This is a genomic window from Embleya sp. NPDC050154 (assembly GCF_044460165.1).
Classification (GTDB): domain Bacteria; phylum Actinomycetota; class Actinomycetes; order Streptomycetales; family Streptomycetaceae; genus Embleya.
Genome location: NZ_JBITJP010000012.1, coordinates 129479 through 145888, shown reverse-complemented (window position 1 = coordinate 145888; position 16410 = coordinate 129479). Strand labels below are relative to the sequence as shown.

The 16410-nt window shown below is 72.9% G+C and carries 16 protein-coding genes, 1 tRNA gene and 1 riboswitch; of the genes, 8 read left to right on the top strand and 9 right to left on the bottom strand.

Annotated elements, in window-relative coordinates; genetic code table 11:
• Positions 1-22 precede the first annotated feature (22 nt).
• Complete coding sequence (locus tag ACIBSV_RS25395) at positions 23-1003, bottom strand: LLM class flavin-dependent oxidoreductase (protein WP_395866755.1); 981 nt, start codon at positions 1001-1003, stop codon at positions 23-25.
• 139 nt (positions 1004-1142) lie between these two features.
• Positions 1143-1559, bottom strand: coding sequence for a MarR family winged helix-turn-helix transcriptional regulator (locus ACIBSV_RS25390; protein WP_395866753.1), 417 nt, complete (start codon positions 1557-1559; stop codon positions 1143-1145).
• Positions 1560-1668: 109 nt separating this feature from the next.
• Here ACIBSV_RS25390 and ACIBSV_RS25385 point away from each other — a divergent pair, with 109 nt between their 5' ends.
• The 3 genes from ACIBSV_RS25385 (at position 1669) to ACIBSV_RS25375 (ending at position 4910) form a co-directional block, all read left to right on the top strand.
• Positions 1669-2520 carry an SDR family NAD(P)-dependent oxidoreductase gene (locus ACIBSV_RS25385; protein ID WP_395866751.1) on the top strand — a complete coding sequence of 284 codons (852 nt, stop codon included), beginning with the start codon at positions 1669-1671 and terminating at the stop codon, positions 2518-2520.
• Between the two features lie 59 nt (positions 2521-2579).
• A complete protein-coding gene (locus tag ACIBSV_RS25380; protein ID WP_395866749.1) occupies positions 2580-3503 on the top strand; it encodes a TIGR03619 family F420-dependent LLM class oxidoreductase in 924 nt (307 codons plus the stop codon).
• Between the two features lie 144 nt (positions 3504-3647).
• Positions 3648-4910, top strand: a complete 1263-nt coding sequence (locus ACIBSV_RS25375) for a TerD family protein (protein ID WP_395866747.1) — start codon at positions 3648-3650, stop codon at positions 4908-4910.
• A 111-nt stretch (positions 4911-5021) separates the two neighbouring features.
• On the opposite strand, the gene ACIBSV_RS25370 is transcribed toward ACIBSV_RS25375, so the two are convergent.
• Together ACIBSV_RS25370 and ACIBSV_RS25365 are read right to left on the bottom strand one after the other, a co-directional pair.
• A complete protein-coding gene (locus tag ACIBSV_RS25370; protein ID WP_395866745.1) occupies positions 5022-5729 on the bottom strand; it encodes a L,D-transpeptidase in 708 nt (235 codons plus the stop codon).
• 94 nt (positions 5730-5823) lie between these two features.
• Complete coding sequence (locus tag ACIBSV_RS25365; RefSeq protein ID WP_395866743.1) at positions 5824-6504, bottom strand: HAD-IA family hydrolase; 681 nt, start codon at positions 6502-6504, stop codon at positions 5824-5826.
• A gap of 219 nt (positions 6505-6723) precedes the next feature.
• Between ACIBSV_RS25365 and ACIBSV_RS25360 the strand changes: the two genes are divergently transcribed.
• Both ACIBSV_RS25360 and ACIBSV_RS25355 read left to right on the top strand, forming a co-directional pair.
• A complete protein-coding gene (locus ACIBSV_RS25360) occupies positions 6724-7053 on the top strand; it encodes a hypothetical protein (RefSeq protein WP_395866741.1) in 330 nt (109 codons plus the stop codon).
• Positions 7054-7096: 43 nt separating this feature from the next.
• On the top strand, positions 7097-7882 hold the full coding sequence (locus tag ACIBSV_RS25355; protein ID WP_395866739.1) for a phosphotransferase: 786 nt from the start codon (positions 7097-7099) through the stop codon (positions 7880-7882).
• Positions 7883-7970: 88 nt separating this feature from the next.
• On the opposite strand, the gene ACIBSV_RS25350 is transcribed toward ACIBSV_RS25355, so the two are convergent.
• From ACIBSV_RS25350 to ACIBSV_RS25340, 3 genes are all read right to left on the bottom strand, one after another.
• The gene (locus ACIBSV_RS25350; RefSeq protein ID WP_395866737.1) at positions 7971-8945 is read right to left on the bottom strand and encodes a hypothetical protein; all 975 of its coding nucleotides are present in this window, start codon (positions 8943-8945) and stop codon (positions 7971-7973) included.
• 368 nt (positions 8946-9313) lie between these two features.
• On the bottom strand, positions 9314-10132 hold the full coding sequence (locus ACIBSV_RS25345) for a (2Fe-2S)-binding protein (RefSeq protein ID WP_395866735.1): 819 nt from the start codon (positions 10130-10132) through the stop codon (positions 9314-9316).
• Positions 10108-10701 (bottom strand): cob(I)yrinic acid a,c-diamide adenosyltransferase, encoded by a 594-nt coding sequence (locus ACIBSV_RS25340; RefSeq protein ID WP_395866733.1) that lies wholly within the window; start codon positions 10699-10701, stop codon positions 10108-10110. The genes ACIBSV_RS25345 and ACIBSV_RS25340 overlap by 25 nt, the downstream gene beginning before the upstream one ends.
• A 58-nt stretch (positions 10702-10759) precedes the next feature.
• Positions 10760-10886, bottom strand: a riboswitch (cobalamin riboswitch).
• Between the two features lie 634 nt (positions 10887-11520).
• Here ACIBSV_RS25340 and ACIBSV_RS25335 point away from each other — a divergent pair.
• Positions 11521-12066, top strand: a complete 546-nt coding sequence (locus tag ACIBSV_RS25335; RefSeq protein ID WP_395866731.1) for an Ig-like domain-containing protein — start codon at positions 11521-11523, stop codon at positions 12064-12066.
• Positions 12067-12268: 202 nt separating this feature from the next.
• Here ACIBSV_RS25335 and ACIBSV_RS25330 read toward each other — a convergent pair whose 3' ends face one another.
• Entirely contained in the window at positions 12269-12463 is a 195-nt protein-coding gene (locus ACIBSV_RS25330) for a DUF5708 family protein (RefSeq protein WP_395866729.1), read from the bottom strand.
• A gap of 273 nt (positions 12464-12736) precedes the next feature.
• Here ACIBSV_RS25330 and ACIBSV_RS25325 point away from each other — a divergent pair, with 273 nt between their 5' ends.
• Together ACIBSV_RS25325 and ACIBSV_RS25320 are read left to right on the top strand one after the other, a co-directional pair.
• Positions 12737-13570 (top strand): ABC transporter ATP-binding protein, encoded by an 834-nt coding sequence (locus tag ACIBSV_RS25325; protein ID WP_395866727.1) that lies wholly within the window; start codon positions 12737-12739, stop codon positions 13568-13570.
• Positions 13570-16116, top strand: coding sequence for an ABC transporter permease (locus ACIBSV_RS25320; RefSeq protein ID WP_395866725.1), 2547 nt, complete (start codon positions 13570-13572; stop codon positions 16114-16116). The genes ACIBSV_RS25325 and ACIBSV_RS25320 overlap by 1 nt, the downstream gene beginning before the upstream one ends.
• Positions 16117-16253: 137 nt before the next feature.
• Here ACIBSV_RS25320 and ACIBSV_RS25315 read toward each other — a convergent pair.
• Positions 16254-16330: transfer RNA gene (locus tag ACIBSV_RS25315), tRNA-Thr, on the bottom strand.
• Positions 16331-16410: the final 80 nt, after the last annotated feature.

Sequence of the window (16410 nt, the reverse complement as noted above, 5' to 3'; positions counted from 1 at the left end):
GCCGCCCCGACGCGTCGCCGGTCTACAGGTTGGGCAGCACCTCGTTCTCGAACAGGCGCAGGCTCTCCCACGCCAGCTCGGGCGGGATGCCGCCCATCATCGGGTGCAGGATCGCGAACGCCGCGTCGCCCTGGGCCTTGAGCTCGGCCACCAGGGTCTGGGGTGTGATCACCCGGTACTGACCGCCCGCGCGCAGTTCGTCGGCGTCGGTGACGCTCGCGTAGCCGCCCACACCCGACGTGCCCGCCTTCGCCATCGTCTCGCCATAGGCGTTGACCTCGTGCAGCGCGTGCGGCGCGATCCTGTCCCAGTCCCGGTCGGGATCGTTCGAGAGGTGGAAGAAGCTGGTGTCGCCGCCGAAGTACGGGCCCGGGTCCTCCTCGCCGAGCTTGACCTTCTCGTCCCGGTAGAACTCCCAGATCGCCGGATTCGAGGGCATGAACCCGTCGGCGATCCGCGCGGCGCGGCGCGCGGCGGCCTCGACGCTGCCGCCGAGGATGATCGGCGGTCCGCCCTTCTGAAACGGCTCCGGGGTCACCCGCACGGTCCGGCCGCGGAACTCGAACTCCTCGCCCGTCCACGCCTTGCGCAGTGTCTCGACGGTCTCCACGGTGCGCTTGACCCGCTCGCGCATCGGCACGTCGTACATCGCGAACTCGGCGTCGACGTAGCCGTTGGTGAGCACCACGTTGACCCGGCCCTGGCTGAGCAGGTCGAGCACCGCGAGTTCCTCGGCCAGGTGCAGCGGGTCGTGCAGCGGCGCGGGTATCGCCGCGATGGTCACGCCCATGTTCCGGCTCCGCGCGGTGATCGCGGCGGCGAACTGGAGCGGGGCGGGCAGGTATCCGTCGGCGAAGCCGTGGTGCTCGGACAGCGTCACCATGAAGAACCCGTGCCGGTCGGCCCACTCGACCATGTCGAGTGCCGCCGCGTAGCGCTCCCCCATGCTCGTCCCGGCGAAAGCCGGATTGCGGAAGTCGAAACGCAGCGCGAACACAGCCATGCCGTACTCCTGTCCCCGGCGCCACCGCCGAGGTGATCGGCGCCGCACTCTCTGATGGGGCGTCAGGTTAGTCGCGCGGGTCGAGGAGAACCAGGGGCGGCGCGAACGAGCGCCGGCGGCGATCGGCCGATGCGGCCGGTCAGTCCCCGCGCAGCGCCCGGTCCAGCAGGACCCGCAGCGCGCGCCGGTCGGCGTCCGGCAGGCCGGTCAGCGGCGGGTCCTGGGCGAGGCCGGCGAACAGGCGCTCGCGCAGGTCGGCGCCGGCCGGGGTGAGCGCGATCAGCTTCGCGCGACGGTCGCCGGGATGCGGTCGGCGCTCGACCAGGCCGCGCTCCGCCAGCCGGTCCACCACGAAGGTCACGTTGGGCGGCTCGCAGCACATCCGCCGACCCAGTTCGCGCATGCCCAGCGGTTCGGCGAGTTCGTGCACCGCGTTCGCCTGGGACGCGGTCAGGCCGACCGCGCCGGCACACGCGGCGAAGTGCGCGTCCAGCCGTGCGGTGGCCGCGTAGAGCAGCGCGGTCAGTCCCGGCAGCTCGCCTTCCCCCGTGGTCATGGCCACACTCTAGCCGAACTTCGTTACAGCTCGAATGATTCGAGGTGTAACGTCGGCATGGAACTGACACGCCGTCAGTTCTCTTGGTCGTCCCGGGAGGCACCCGTCCATGTCCGCAATCCTGGCCGGCCGGATGGCCCTGGTCACCGGTGGCAGCGGCGGCATCGGCTCCGCGTGCGCGGCGCGGCTGCTGCGTGACGGCTGCTCGGTCACGCTCACCGCCCGCCGGGCCGACGCGCTCACCGAGACCGCCGAACGGCTGCGCGCGCAGGCCCCGGCCGGCACCGAGGTGCGCGTGGTCGCGGCGGACGTGTGCGGCACCGACGGGATCCGTACGGCGGTCCGCGCGGCGGGCCCCGAACTCGCCGTCTGCGTGGCCACGGTGGGCGGCGGGAGCACCGCGCCGATCCTGGCCATGGACGACGACGCGTTCCTGGCCGACCTGCACCGCAACACGCACAGCGCGTTCCTGGCGATCAAGTACGCCGCGCCCGTGATCGCCGCACGCGGCGGCGGCGCCATCGTGTGCGTGTCCTCGACCGCGGCCAAGCTGACCATGCCGTTCCTGAGCGGCTACGCGGCCGGGAAGGCGGGCCTGGAGGCCCTGGTCCGAGCCGCCGCGGACGAACTGGGCGCGGCCGGCGTCCGGGTCAACGCGGTCCGCCCCGGCCTGGTGCGCTCGCAGGAGGACGCCCGGATCTTCCGCGACGAGGAGATGCTCGCGCGCTTCCTGGCGAACAAGCCGCTGGGCCGCACCGGCCTGCCCGAGGACATCGCGGAGACCGTCCGCCACCTGGCCGGCCCGGAATCGTCCTGGACCACCGGCCAGAGCCTGGCCGTGGACGGCGGCAACGAACTGCGCCGGGCGCCGTCCTTCGAGAAGTACGCCCGGGCCGCGCTCGGCGACGCGGTGATCGACGCGGCGATCGCGGGACGCGACCCGTACGCCGCTTCACCCTGAACCATCCCCGAAACCCCTGCCCTACCCCCACCCCACTTCGAACGCGACGGAGCATCCGGATGACCACCGACGTGCAACTCTCCATCGGCCTGCCGAACTTCGGCACCTGGCCCGCCGACGACTGGCGCGGCTTCGTGGACGTCGGCCGGGCCGCCGACGACGCGGGCATCGACCGGATCGTCCTGGTCGACCACGTGGTGATGGGCCCCAACACGCACAACTACACGTGGGGTCGCTTCCCCACGCCGCCCGAGGCGGCCTGGCCCGAACCGCTCACGCTGCTCGCCGCGATCGCCGCGGTCACCTCGAACGTGCGCCTGGCCACCGGCATCCTGGTCGCCCCGCTGCGCGGCGCGACGCTGCTCGCCAAGACGGCGGCGACACTGGACCAGATCTCCGGCGGGCGGCTGGAACTGGGCGTGGCCACGGGGTGGCAGCGCGAGGAGTACGACGCGGCCGGGATCGACTGGGACGCGCGCGGACAACTGCTCACCGACACGCTCGCGGCGTGCAAGGCGTTGTGGACGAACCTGCCCGCGTCCTTCGCGTCCCCGACGGTGAACTTCACCGACGCCTATTGCGCGCCGCAGCCGGCGCAGCCCGGCGGTGTGCCGCTGTGGATCGGCGGCACGCTGAACAAGCGAAACCTGGATCGCATCGTGCGCAGCGGCGACGGCTGGATTCCGATCATGGGCCTGTCCACCGCCGACATGGCCCGGGACGTGGTCCGTATCCGCGAGGCGCTCGCCGCGGCCGGTCGCGACCCGCGGGCGCTGGGTGTGCAGGGCCCGCTGCCGATGGTCAAGGACGACGCGGGACGGTTCGACCTGGCCCGCACGATGGCCGGTGCGGCCGAGGTGATCGCCGCCGGCGCGACCGCCGTGCACCTGCCCATCCAGGTGTTCTGTACCGGGCCCGAGGGCGCGCCCGCGTTCTTCGCCGAGGCCAGGGAGCTGTTCGACAAGGTGGTGTCCGGGCGCTGAGCCGCCCGCGGACGCGGCCGGCCACCTGGGGGCTTTACCCCGGCTTGGGGAAAGTTCGAGGTTTGCGGAACGTCGTCGGCGGGAGGGTCGTTGCCCTGGTCAGGGCGCGATACGGCGCCTTTGTCCAACGCGGGAGGGCCCTCCATGTCCGACGTCACGCTGCCCACCGGGGCCAACGCGCCCCTGACCGGCGACCGCGCCGAGGTCTCGATCGGGTGGGGCTCGGCCGACGTCGTGGACGTGTCCGCCGTGCTCCTGACCGACGCGCACAAGGTGCGCACCGACGAGGACCTGGTCTTCTTCAACAATCCGGTCGGCGGCGACGGGGCGGTGCGCACCGCGCCCGGGCCCTCGGGCACCACCCACGTCAGCGTCGAATTGGCCAAGCTGCCCGCAGAGATCGCCCGGGTGGTGGTCGTGGTCAGCTCGGACGCGGACCGCCCCGGGGCGACCCTGGGCCAGGTGCCGGGCCTGGGCGCGACCACCGTGTCCGGGGACGCGCGGATCGCCTACACGCCGGACGCCTTCGCCGGTGGCGAGACGGTCGCGGTCCTGGTCGAGTTGTACCGCCGCGGCGACGCGTGGAAGGTGCGCGCGGTGGGTCAGGGCTACGCGAGCGGACTCGCCGGGCTGGCGACCGACTTCGGCATCTCGGTCGAGGACGAGCCGGAGCCCGAGCCGGCCCCCGCGCCCGCCGCGCCGGCCCACGTGATGGTCAAGGAGCCCGCCGCGGCTCCCGCGCCGGCCGCGCCCGCGCCGATCTCGATGGCCAAGGAGCCGCTCGGCCGGGTCGACCTGGCCAAGGGCGGCCGCGCGACGATCAGCATGGACAAGGGCGACCGCTCGGTCACCGTCACCGCGTCCCTGGTCTGGGACGGCGGCAACGACGCGCGCCGCAAGACGGGCGCCGACCTGGACCTGTACGCGCTGTTCGTGCCCAGGTCGAAGGTGGGCGCCAAGAAGGGCGGCGACGGGGTGATCTACTACCGCGAGCTCGGCAGCCTGACCTCGGCGCCGTACATCCAACTGGACGGCGACTCGCGCGTCCCCGGCCGCGAGACGGTCCGGATCACCCGGCCGGACGAGCAGGGCTACGTGCTCATCTGCGCGTACAGCGCGGTCGAGAACGGCTTCGGCAGCTTCAAGTCCTACGGCGCGCACGCCGAGGTCACCGACGGCCAGGGTTCGACGGTGAACGTGCCGCTGTTCAACAACAAGCGCGCGGTGTTCTGGGTGGCCATCGCGCTGGTCGACTTCACCGACCCCGACGGCGTGTCGATCCAGCACGTGGAGAAGTACTCCAAGCTGATGCAGGAGCGTCGCCCGATGCTCTACGCGGACGGCACCTTCGAAATGGGCGCGGGTCCGGCGGAGTTCAAGACGGTGCGCTCGCCGCGCGAGCGCTGATCCCTCACCCGGTGGGTCGCTACCGCTCGGTCGTCGTGGCCGAGCGGTAGCCGGACCGGCCGGGCACCGACCGGGCATCGGGCTCCGGCCGGTGGTACGGCGGTGTGCGGCCTACTTGGCCGAGCGGTAGACGATCACCTTGTCGCCGACGCGCGTCTCGTTGAACAACCGCTGCACGAGACCCTTGTCCCGCACGTTCACGCAGCCGTGCGAGGCCCCGTTGTAGCCGCGGGCGGCGAAGTCGGCCGAGTAGTGCACGGCCTGGCCGCCGGAGAAGAACATCGCGAACGGCATCGGCGTGTGGTACAGCGTCGAAACGTGGTCGCGGCTCTTGAAGTTGATGCTGAACGCGCCCTCGCGGGTCGGCGTCTCGGCCGAGCCGAAGCGTACGTCGGTCGAGTACTGGGCCTTGCCGTCGATCACCCAGGTGAGGCGGTCGGTGCGCTTGTCGATGCAGATCGCCCGGCCGGTCAGGCACCGATCGTCCAGTCCGGCCTGCGGCTTGGGCGGGGCGGGCTTGGTGGTCGGCGGCTTGCTCGTCGGCGGCTTGGTGGTCGGCGGCTTGCTGCTGGTGGCGGGCTTGGCCGTGCTCTGGCTCGCCGACGGCGTGGCGCTGCTCGGCGCGCTGCTCGTGGGCGGGGCCGAGGTCGGGGCGGTGCTCTCGGGCGCCGGCGTCACCGGTGCGGAGGAGGAGGTCACGGGCAGCGGCGACTGCGCACCGGCCTTCGCGGTCGAATCGCTCGACGAGCCGGAGTTGCAGGCCGACAAGGCCAGGATCGCCGTCACGGTGACCGCGAGGGATATACGAGTCTTCTTCATCGAGTGGTGCCTCTCCCGACCCAAACCCAAATGTGGAGTGTTCCCCGAGTCGTGCTCCCTTGTAGACGCGGATGGGGCCCCAGAGGTTGCGTCCCTAGTTTGACCCATTCGGGTGAATGTTCAGCCGGACATGTCCTGCCGTGACCACTTCGGGATCGACCGGACGCAGGTCCGCGGCCCACGCGTCCAACGCGGCGCCGATCTCGCCCCCGGCCAGGGCCGCACCGATGCCCAGGCAACGCATCCCGGCCGCCTCCGCCGCCCGCACACCGCTCTCCGCGTCCTCCACCACCAGGCAGCGGTCCGGTCGTACGCCGAGCAGACCGGCCGCACGCAGGTAGCCCTCCGGGGCCGGCTTGCCCTCGCGAACGTCCTCCGCGGTGACCATGTACACCGGTTCGGGCAGTTCCGCCGCGCGCAGTCGCCCGCTCGCCACCTTGCGGGTGCCCGACGTGACGATGGCCCAACGCGCCGCGGGCAGTGCGGCGAGCAGCCCGGCCGCACCGGGGATCGGAATGATGCCGGTGAATTCGCGCTCCTCGCGCTCGACGATCCACCCGGCCTCGACCTCGGCGTCCAGCGTGGGGGCGACCACGCGCACCAGGTCGATGTCGCGGCGGCCGTACGACGCCGCGACCGCCGCGTCCGGGTCCACGCCGCGATCGGCCGCCCACGCCCGCAGGATGCGTTCGATCAGCGGGTGGGAGTCCACCAACACTCCGTCGAGATCGAACAGGATCGCGTCACAGTCGAGCGTGGTGCCGTCGTTCGCCATCCGAACAGGCTGTCAGGAACGGCGGCGGAGCGTCGAGGTCTTCCCGGCTCATGATCACGTCGGGTTGATCGATCACCCACATGGCTCAGCTATTGATCGAAATCGATCATCTTCGGACCTGGGTCAACGGCCCTCGTTGCCTAACTGTCACGTTTGCGCTGATCGTCACCGGCTAGGTGCTCACTACGGCCCGGACGCGCTCACCCCCAGGCGGCAATCATGTACTTGGTCCTCGCTCTGCTTGCACCGATCGTGATGTTCTTGCTGATACCCGGGCTCTCCTGGCTCGAGGACCGCATGTTGGGCTCGCTGACCCCGCCGCCGCCGACCCCGTTGCCCGTGCCCGTGCCGTCCACCGCGCGACCGGCGGTCGAACCCGCCGCGGTGGCCGCGGCCGCCATCCCGACCCCGCTGCCCACCGTGCCCCGGCCGGCCGGGCACACCGTGCGATCGGGTCGACCGCGGCACGCCCGTCGCTCGACCTCGCTGCTCGCCTACCGGCATCACATCGGCCGCCGGCGCCCGCCCCGAGCCCCGGTCTTCCGCTGACCGCCGGTCCCCCGTCCCGGAGCCGACCCTGAGTGAGTCCGCCGTGCCGCCGCCGGTGCGCATCGAGTCCGTACCGCCCGAACTGGGCTCCCCGCTGGGCGCCACACCGCTGTCCACACACGCCGACGTGTGGCACGTGTTGGGCAGCCGTACGGACGCGGTCCTCAAGCTCGCGACACCGGACGGCACCGCGGCGGCCAATCCGCGCTACTGGGCCCGGGAGGTCGAGGCGTACGAGAGCGGCTTCGCGCACAGCGTCTACGCCGACTTCGGGCTGACCGCGCCTCGGCGACTGCGCGCGGATCCGCGCGAGGACGGGTCGGTCGCGCTGTGGCTGGACTTCGTGCGCGGGCGGTCCGGAACCACGTGGAACGTCACCCGGTGGGCCGATTTCGCCCGGCGACTCGGCGCCGCGCAGGCCGTCCCCCGACCGGCCGGGCCCTCCTGGCTGTTCGAGCGCCCGCCGCCGGTCGGACCACTGGCCGCCCGGACCCTCGAACTGCCGTACGTGCCTTGCCATCTGAACCTGCGGCCGGTGGACCTGATCGCGCGCGACGAGGACGTCGTACTGCTCGACTGGTCGCACGCGGGCTATGGGCTGCCGGGTGAGGACCTGACCGGGTTGATCCTGGCGCACGCGGCCGATCCCGAGCTGGCCGCGACCCTGGACGCCACGCTGCCGGCCGAGTACGCGCGGGGCGCGGAACGGGCCGAGGCGGACGTGCGGATCGCGATCGCGGCGACGGCGCCCGCGAAGTACGGACCCGGTGCGGACGCGGCGACCCGGCGGATGTTGCGGAAGTGGACCGAGGACGCGGTGGGCCGTTGATCCGGGTTCCCTGCCGCGCCCGGCGCACCGGCCCGAGGGTCGGGGCGGCCGGGGCGGCGGGTGCGGCCGGGCGGTCGGTGCGGTCGATTCAGCGGCGCGACCTGCGGATCGCCCAGATCAGGACGAGCACGGTCGCAACTGCGGCGGCGGCGGCCGGCACCGGGCGCCGGCGGATCTCCGCCGAGCCGGTGAGGGTCGCGTGCCGGAGCGGGTCCGGGGTGTGGTCGAAGATTTGGTTGCCGGCGGTGTGTCCGACCTCGACGGTGCGGTCCTTGGCGTGTCCGACCCGGTCACCGGCCAGCTCGCGGGCCTGACCGGCCTTGTGCACGGCCGCGTCCTTGAGCTCCTCGGCGCGGTGTCCGGCCGATTGCTTGAGTTCCTCGGCGCGGTGTCCGGCCGCTTCCTTGAGCTCTCCGGCCCGGTGCTCGACGGCTTCCTTGGCCTGCTCGGCGCGGTGTCCGGCCGCTTCGATGAGCTCTTCGGCGCGGTGGCCGACCGCCTCCTTGGCCTTCGCGGTCTTGTGTCGGGCCGTCTCCTTGGCCTGCTCGACCCGCTGCCGCGCGGCGTCCTTGGCGTGCTCGGTTCGGTCCTGGACGGCATCCTTGGCCTGCTCGGCCCGGTCGCGGGCGGCCTTCCTGGCCTGCCCGGCCCCCTCCCGCGCGGCGTCCTTCGCTTGCCCGGCCCGGTCACGGGCGGCGTCCTTGGCCTCCCCGGCCCGGTCGCGGACGGTGCCCGCGGCCTGTTCGACGGCTTCGCCGGCCGCCGCTTCGAGCCGTTCGGCCCGGCGTCGGGCCCGCCCCGCGGCACGGTCGCTTCCTCGGCCGACCTGCTCCGCGGCCTCACCCACCTTGCGGTGCACCGTCTCGGGCGGCTCGGCCTGGGTCAACTCCTCCACCGCGTGATCCAATTGCTCACGTTTGCGGCTCAGCGTCGGCTCCTGCTGCGGGAGTGCGCTCTGCGTGGGTGATTCGACGGCGGGGGGAAGGACGGTCGGGAACGCGGCGACCTCGTCGGGATCGCGCGACGCGGACCTGCCGCCGGAGTCTCGGCCTGGGGTACTCATCGGTGCGTACTCCTCTTCACGGTCTCGATGTCCTCGCGTCACCGCCGAGGACCGCGCCTGGCGCCTGCCCCGGGGGCGCCCGGTCATTCGTCCTCGGCGGGCCTTCGACGGCCGGGGCCGTCTCCCCGATCCTGCCGGGGGCGCAGACCCGGCAGGACCGAGGACACGGCCCCGGCGTTCGCATTCGTCGATGCCGGATTCGGTGTCTCGTGGCCGAGGCTAGAAACAACCGGGCCGAGGATCCGGGAATGTCACCCGGATGCGCGGCTCGGCGTGTCCGACCGATTCACCCGATCGGCCGCTCCGCGCGGGACCCGACACACGGTTCCCGGTGCCCCGAGCGAACCGAACGGGCAGGCCGACGGTGCTCAGCCCGCGTTCCCCCGAAAACCCGATGCCGACGACCCGATCCGGGTCCGGGCCGGCCGCGGCGGCTTGTCGTGGAAGACACAGTCGCCGCACGTACCGCCCCCGGGGATCCGGTAGTACAGGCAGCACGTGGTGCGGCGGAACGCGCCGAGCGCACCGTGCAGGCCGGTTCCACGCAACCGGCCTGCGGCCAACAGGCCGTCGGCGAACACGCGTGTGGTCGCCACGAGTTCCGGCTCGGTCGGAGCCAGGTGCCGGTGCAACACGCGGGCCGCGCCGACCAGGGCCGACGCGGCGTTGCCCCACAGCAGCCGCTCGGCGACCGGCACCACCGCTCGGGTCGCCCCGGCGAGCGGCACCAGATGCCCGACCAGCACCGCGTCGTGCAGCTGCTCGATCCCCGAGCGATCGTCCGGCACCGGCGCCGGCGCCGGATCGGGCGCCCACAACTCGACCGGCCCGGCGTCCGGGAAGCGCCAGTACGTCCGGGCCGGATCCAGGTCGGGCACCACCCGGCCGAGCACCGCCGCACCCAGTGCCACCGACCACAGCCGCGAGGCCACGCCCAGATACAGGATCGACGCGGCGACACGCGGTTCCTCGGTCCGCAGCCGGGCCCGTACGTGCTCCACCCGGGCCGCCCACGCGGCGGGCGCGGCCGGGTCGTACAGCTCGGCCAACGGCCGAAAGCCCGCGCCGTCGGTGATCGGTCCGGTCCGCAGCTCGAAGTAGGGCCCCACGTCGGCGAGCCGGCGCAGCGGCCCGCCGCCGTGGGACCGCGACCGCCCGCCGGTCAGCGGCTGTCGCCCGGACGCCACAACACATCACCCGCACCGTCGGCGTTGGCCCGCCGGGCGAGGACGAACAGCAGGTCGGACAACCGGTTGAGGTAGCGCGCGGTGAGCGGGTTGACGGTCGCGGCACCGCCTGCCGTCGCCCGCTCGTCCGCCTCGATCAACGCCCAGGTCGAGCGCTCGGCACGTCGGGCCGAGGTGCGGGCCACGTGCAGCAGGGCCGCGGCCGGGCTGCCGCCGGGCAGTACGAAGGAACGCAGCGCGGCCAGTTCCGCGTTGAACGCGTCGCAGTGCTCCTCCAGCCGGGCCACGTCCGCCTCGGTGATCCGCAGCCGGGTGTCCCCCTCGGCGATCGGCGCGCACAGGTCGGCGCCGACGTCGAACAGGTCGTGCTGCAGTTGCGCCAGTACCGCGCGCGTCTGCGGTTGCGGGTCGCCGAGCGCGAGCACGACCCCGATCGCCGCGTTGGTCTCGTCCGTGTCGGCGTACGCCGCCAACCTCGGATCGGTCTTGCGCGTACGGGAGTTGTCGCCCAGCGCGGTCGTGCCGGCATCGCCGGTACGGGTGTAGATCCGGCTCAAAACCAAGGACATGGTCGGCACCGGCCTCTCTCGGGGAAATCCGCCCCGGTTGGTGAGGTGGCGACGACGTGAGTCTCCTGGCTCTCGGATCATCGCTCCTCCCGGCCTTCCGACCCGTCTCGGGGCCGTGGCCGGTTCGGGAGTCGCTCCCCGATCACAGTGGCGGGACCGCGCCGGATTCACACCGGCTTCCTCGTACCGCCGTCGCCTTGCGCCTCCCACCATGACACGCGCGACGGGCCCGGTCCACCGTCGGATCCGGACCACGCGTGCGGGTGAAGCTTGCCGCCGGTCCGCGCGCCGAGCCCCGGACCGGCGCGGGTAAAGCCCAGGATCGGATTCCGAGAGCGGCTCCCTCGGCCGGCGTCGGCCCGGCGGTATCGGCGCCGAAGGGTGCCGACGGGCGCCGGAGGGTGCCGGTGAGTCGATCCGCGATCCGGCCGTGCCGGGAAATCAGTGCCGGAGGTATGCGTGTCCACGGTGTCCGGAACACCTGAACCAGCCGGTCCGACGCGTCGGGTGGGTCGGGCATGTCGGGTACGTCGAGCGGGCGTGCTCCTGGCGTGTTGTGTGTCGCTGTTCGGAGCCGGGTCGGGGCATCCAGCCGCCTGTGCGGGGTGGTTCGGCCCCGAGGGGATGCATCTCGCCTCCTCCGTACCGCTCTTCGATGCCGGCTCGGCGCGACCGACTCCTTCCGCTGCGGACTTCGACGCCGGGTCGGGACATACCGCCCCGCCCGCCGGACCCCTCGGCGCGGGGACGGCAGGCCCCACCCCATCCGCATCGCTGTTGAGCGCCGGCGCCGGGCGCCCCGTCGGGTCCGGCGACCGGGTGCGGTCCAGGGACCAGCCCGAGCCGAACCTGCCACCCGTCCCGCGTGCCGTCGCCGATCGGGTGGGCACTCGCGCCGGGCAGTCGGTGGACGTCCCGGTCCTGGCCGGCGACTCCGGCGAAGGGCTGGTCGTGCTGTCGTACACCAATCCCGAACACGGCCTGGTGCTCCAGCCGGACGAGCGGGGCGACGCGAATTCGGTGCTGCGGTACACGCCGGGGCCGGGCTTCACCGGACGCGACAACTTTCGCTACACGATCGTCGACCGGCTCGGCCGCGAGGCCACCGCGAGCGTGCGGATCGACGTGGCGGCCGGCCCCGGTGCGTCCGGCCGGCCGGTCGAGACCCGGGCGGGCAAGCTCGGCGTCCATCGCGGCGTCGACGAACTCCGCGCGCCCTCCGCCGCGTCGGCGGCGCGTCCGCGCGCCGGGATCGATCCGGGCGGCGGGTCGCTGCTCGTGGCCTTCCTCGGCTCGGCCCTGCTCGGGGCGGGTGTCCTGGCCTTCGTCGCCCACCGGCGGCCGGGCCGGCGGCGGCCCGGCTGAGCGGACCCGGGTCGCTTCGATCAACCGTTCGGGGTTCCGTGCCCGGATCGGCGGCTGTTCCGGGGTTCTTCGGTCTGATCGCCCTTCCGGGGCTCTTCCCCCGATCGGCTGCTCCGGGGTTCTTCGGTCTGATGGCCCTTCCCAGGCTCGTCACCCCGATCGGCCCCTCCGGGCCTCCTCGGTCCGGCCGGTGTCGCCCCGGTCAGCCCTTCCGGGCCTCCTGGGTGAGCTGGTAGAGCCCGTACAGCAGCTCGGCGATGCCGACGATCAGCAACACGACACCGATCTTCCCGAGCGCGACCACCGGTGTGTCCACGTCGTCCGCGAACAGCTTCAGGGCTCCGCCCACCACCGCGCTCAACAGGCCGGCCGTCAACGAGCCGCGTGCCTTCGCCACGGTCTTCCTCCTCCACTCGACCTGCGGGTACGGCTATGAGGCTAGGTCCGGGCCCCGGCCCGGCACGCCCTCCGCGGGAACGAACCGGCGTACACACTTCGGCCTAGGCCCTGTCCGGGTTCGCCGCGGCCGGTGGGTTCGTCGGGGCCTCCGGGAATGGGGGCGGGCCCCACCCCCGGAGGGCGGCCAGCCCCATGGGCACGCCCGATTCACGCTCCTAGCGTGGATCCGGTGCCGTGAACGGGGAGCGGCCGGAACGGCGGAGGGACGAACGTGAGCGGGCGACCGACACGGCCACGACACACGATCGGGGACGAGCGGGAGGGTGCCGAGGCACCGGCCGTCCGGCTCGACGCGGTGCGCAAGGTGTACGGCAAGGGCTCGGCCCAGGTCGCCGCCCTCGACGGGGTCACCCTCGCCTTCGAACACGGGTCGTTCACCGCCGTGATGGGTCCGTCCGGCTCCGGCAAGAGCACCTTCCTGCACTGTGCGGCCGGCCTGGACCGACCCACGTCGGGCACGGTCGCGGTGGCCGGCCGAGACCTCGCCGAGCTGAACGAGAACGCGCTGACCAGGCTCCGTCGGGAGCGGATCGGTTTCGTCTTCCAGGCGTTCAACCTGCTGCCCACCCTCACGGTGGAGCAGAACATCACGCTGCCGCTGCGGTTCGCGGGCAAGCGCGCCGACCGTCGGCGGATCGCCGAGGTGATCGCGCGCGTCGGCCTGACCGACCGCGCCCGGCACCGGCCGCACGAGTTGTCCGGCGGCCAACAACAACGAGTGGCGATCGCCCGCGCGCTGGCCGTACGCCCCGCCGTGCTGTTCGCGGACGAGCCGACGGGGGCGTTGGACACCCGGACGGCGGCCGAGGTGCTGGGTCTGCTTCGGGAGTCCGTGCGAACCGACGGCCAGACCATCGTGATGGTCACGCACGATCCGATCGCCGCGTCCTTCGCCGACCACGTGGTCTTCCTCGCCGACGGCCGGATCGCCGACCGGCTGGACGCGCCGATCGTGGACGCGATCGCCGAACGCATGACCCACCTGGGCGCGTTCGCGAAAGCCCCGCTCCCGGGTGGGCGGCCGACGTTCGGCGGGATCCGCTGATGTGGGGGCTCGCGCTGCGCACGTTGCGCTTCCGGGCCGGTGGCTTCGTCGCCACCTTCGTCGCGCTGTGCCTCGGCGCGACCGTGGTGATGGCCTGCGGCGGGCTGCTCGAGACCGGCGTACGCAACAACGCGCCACCGCAACGCCTGGCCCAAGCCTCGCTGTTGGTGATCGGTGATCCCACCTTCACCGGCCCACGCGACGGATCCGGGGACCGGGAGCGGGACTTCGCCCTGGCCGAGCGGGTGCCGTTGGACGCGCGGCTCGTGGATCGGGTGCGGGGCCTGGAGGGTGTGCGCGCGGCGGTCGGCGAACGCACCTTCGAGACCGCGCTGACCGGCGCCGGCGGCAGTCGCAAGGCACAGGGGCACGCCTGGGAGTCGGCGGCGCTGACGCCGTACGCGCTCACCCGAGGGGCCGCGCCGATCGGGCCGGACGAGGTGGTCCTGGATGCCGCGCTCGCGCGCCGCGCGGGCGTCGCCGTGGGCGATCGGGTCGAGATCGCCGCACACGGCGGCTCGGCCGCGTACCGGGTCACCGGCATCGCGCAGCCGGCGCGTACCGTCCCGCGGGCCACCATGTTCTTCGCGGCGGCCGAGGCCGAGCGGCTCGCGGCACCCGCCGGCACCATCGCCGACATCGCGATCGTGGCCGACCCGGGCGCCGATCTCGGCGCGCTGCGCAAGCGGGTCGCCGGCGCGTTGAACGAGGACCGGGCCAGAATCCTCGCCGGCGACGATCGCGGCGCGGTCGAGTACCCCGAGATTTTGGCGGACAAGTCCGACCTGATCTCGCTGGCGGGCGTCTTCGGCGGGCTGGCCGTCGCGGTCGCGGTGTTCGTGGTGGCCGGCACGATCGGGCTGTCCGTACAGCAGCGCCGCCGCGAGTTCGCGTTGATGCGCGCGATCGGCGCGACACCGCGTCAGCTGCGCAGGATGTTGCTCGGCGAGACGTTCCTGGTGACCGTGCTCGCGGCGGGCGTCGCGTGGTTCACCGGACCCGCCGCCGGTCGGGTGCTCTTCGACCGACTGGTGGCGTCCGGCATGGTCGCCGAGACGGTGCGGTTCGAGCAGGGCTGGATCCCGGCGGTCGCGGCGGCGGGCGCGGTGCTGCTGACCGCACTGGTCGGCGGCTTCATCGGCGCGCGGCGCACGGTGACCGCGAAGCCGACCGAAGCGCTCGCCGAATCCGCGCTCCAGCAGCGCTGGTTCAACTGGTTCCGATTCGTGCTCGCGCTGATCGCGCTGGCCGGCGCCACCGCACTGGGCCTGGTCACCGTGCTCGTCCTGGAGGGCCCGATCGCCGGGAGTACGGCGGGCCCGGCGGTGATCTGCGCCGCGATCGGCCTGGCCCTGCTCGCCCCCGGCCTGACCAAGCTGCTCACCTGGGTGTTGTCCCTTCCGCTCGGCGCGCTGACCGGCGAGTCCGGCCGGATCGCGATGCTCGGCTCACGGATCACCTCGGTGCGGACGGCCGCCGTGGTGACGCCGATCATGCTCGCGGTGGCGATCAGCACCGGCCAGTTGTACCTGCAGACCACCACGACCACGCACGCCGAGCGGGTGTACACGGAAAGCCTGCGCGCCGACGCCGTGCTGACCGGTGCGGGCGGCGGTCTCGACCCGGCTCTGGCCGAGCGGGTACGGAGCATTCCGGGCGTCGCGAGCGCGAGCGCGTACGCCGCGAGCGAAGGCTTCATCGAGCAGCCGCGGACCGCGCCGGACGGTCGGCACGGCCTGCAACTCCAGGGTGTGGATGCTGAGTTCGGCCTTTCCGCCACGGCTGTGACGGCCACCTCCGGGTCGTTGTCCGAGTTGCGCGGCAATACCGTGGCGATCCCTCGGGGTCTGGCCCGGTCGATCCATCGCGGGCCCGGTGACACGGTCCGCGTGCGGCTGGGCGACGGCGCTTCGGTGGACGTGCGCGTGGTCGCGCTGTTCGAGAGCCGGCCGGGCTACGACTCGCTGCTGCTGCCGGTGTCCCTGCTCGCGCCGCACACCACGAACGGGCTGCCCGCGCAGATCCTGGTGCGCGCGGCCGAGGGCACCGACCCCGACCGGCTGGTCGCCTCGCTCGGGGCATGGGCCAAGGAGCATCAGGGCGTTCGGGCCGCCTCCCGGGACGCGCTGCTGGAGACGCACGCCGAGGAGTCCAAGACCCAGGCCTGGGCCAACTACCTGATCATCGGCATGCTGACCCTCTACACCACACTGGCCCTGATCAACTCGCTGATCCTGGCCACGCACAACCGGCGCCGCGAGTTCGGCCTGCAACGCCTGAACGGCGCGACCCGCGGCCAGATCATGCACATGGCCGCGGTCGAGGCCACGCTCACCACGCTGATCGGCGTGATCCTGGGCACGGCCGCGGCGGCCGCGGCGGTGATCCCGTTCAGCCTGTCCCTCACCGACTCGTGGCTGCCGACCGGCCCGATCACCATCTACGCGACCGTGGTCGCCACAGCGGCCACACTCACCTTCGCGGCCACCCTCCTGCCCACCTGGAACGCCCTGCGCACGAACCCGGTCACGGCGGCCCAGGCCTGACGGAGCGAGGGCGCGTTCGGAAGCCGGCTCCCACCACCACCCGGGCAGCCCCATCGACGCGACGACCCCGCCACCGCGAGCCACCTCCGAACATGACAAAGGCCCAGGTCACCATGAAGTGACCCGGGCCTTTGTGATGGAGCCGCCTAAGGGAGTCGAACCCTTGACCTACGCATTACGAGTGCGTCGCTCTAGCCGACTGAGCTAAGGCGGCTTGTCCGCCCACCTTGAAGGTGGCGACAGGGAATGAGTGTACACACCCGTCGGGGTGGTCCACACGCGCGTTTGTCGGGG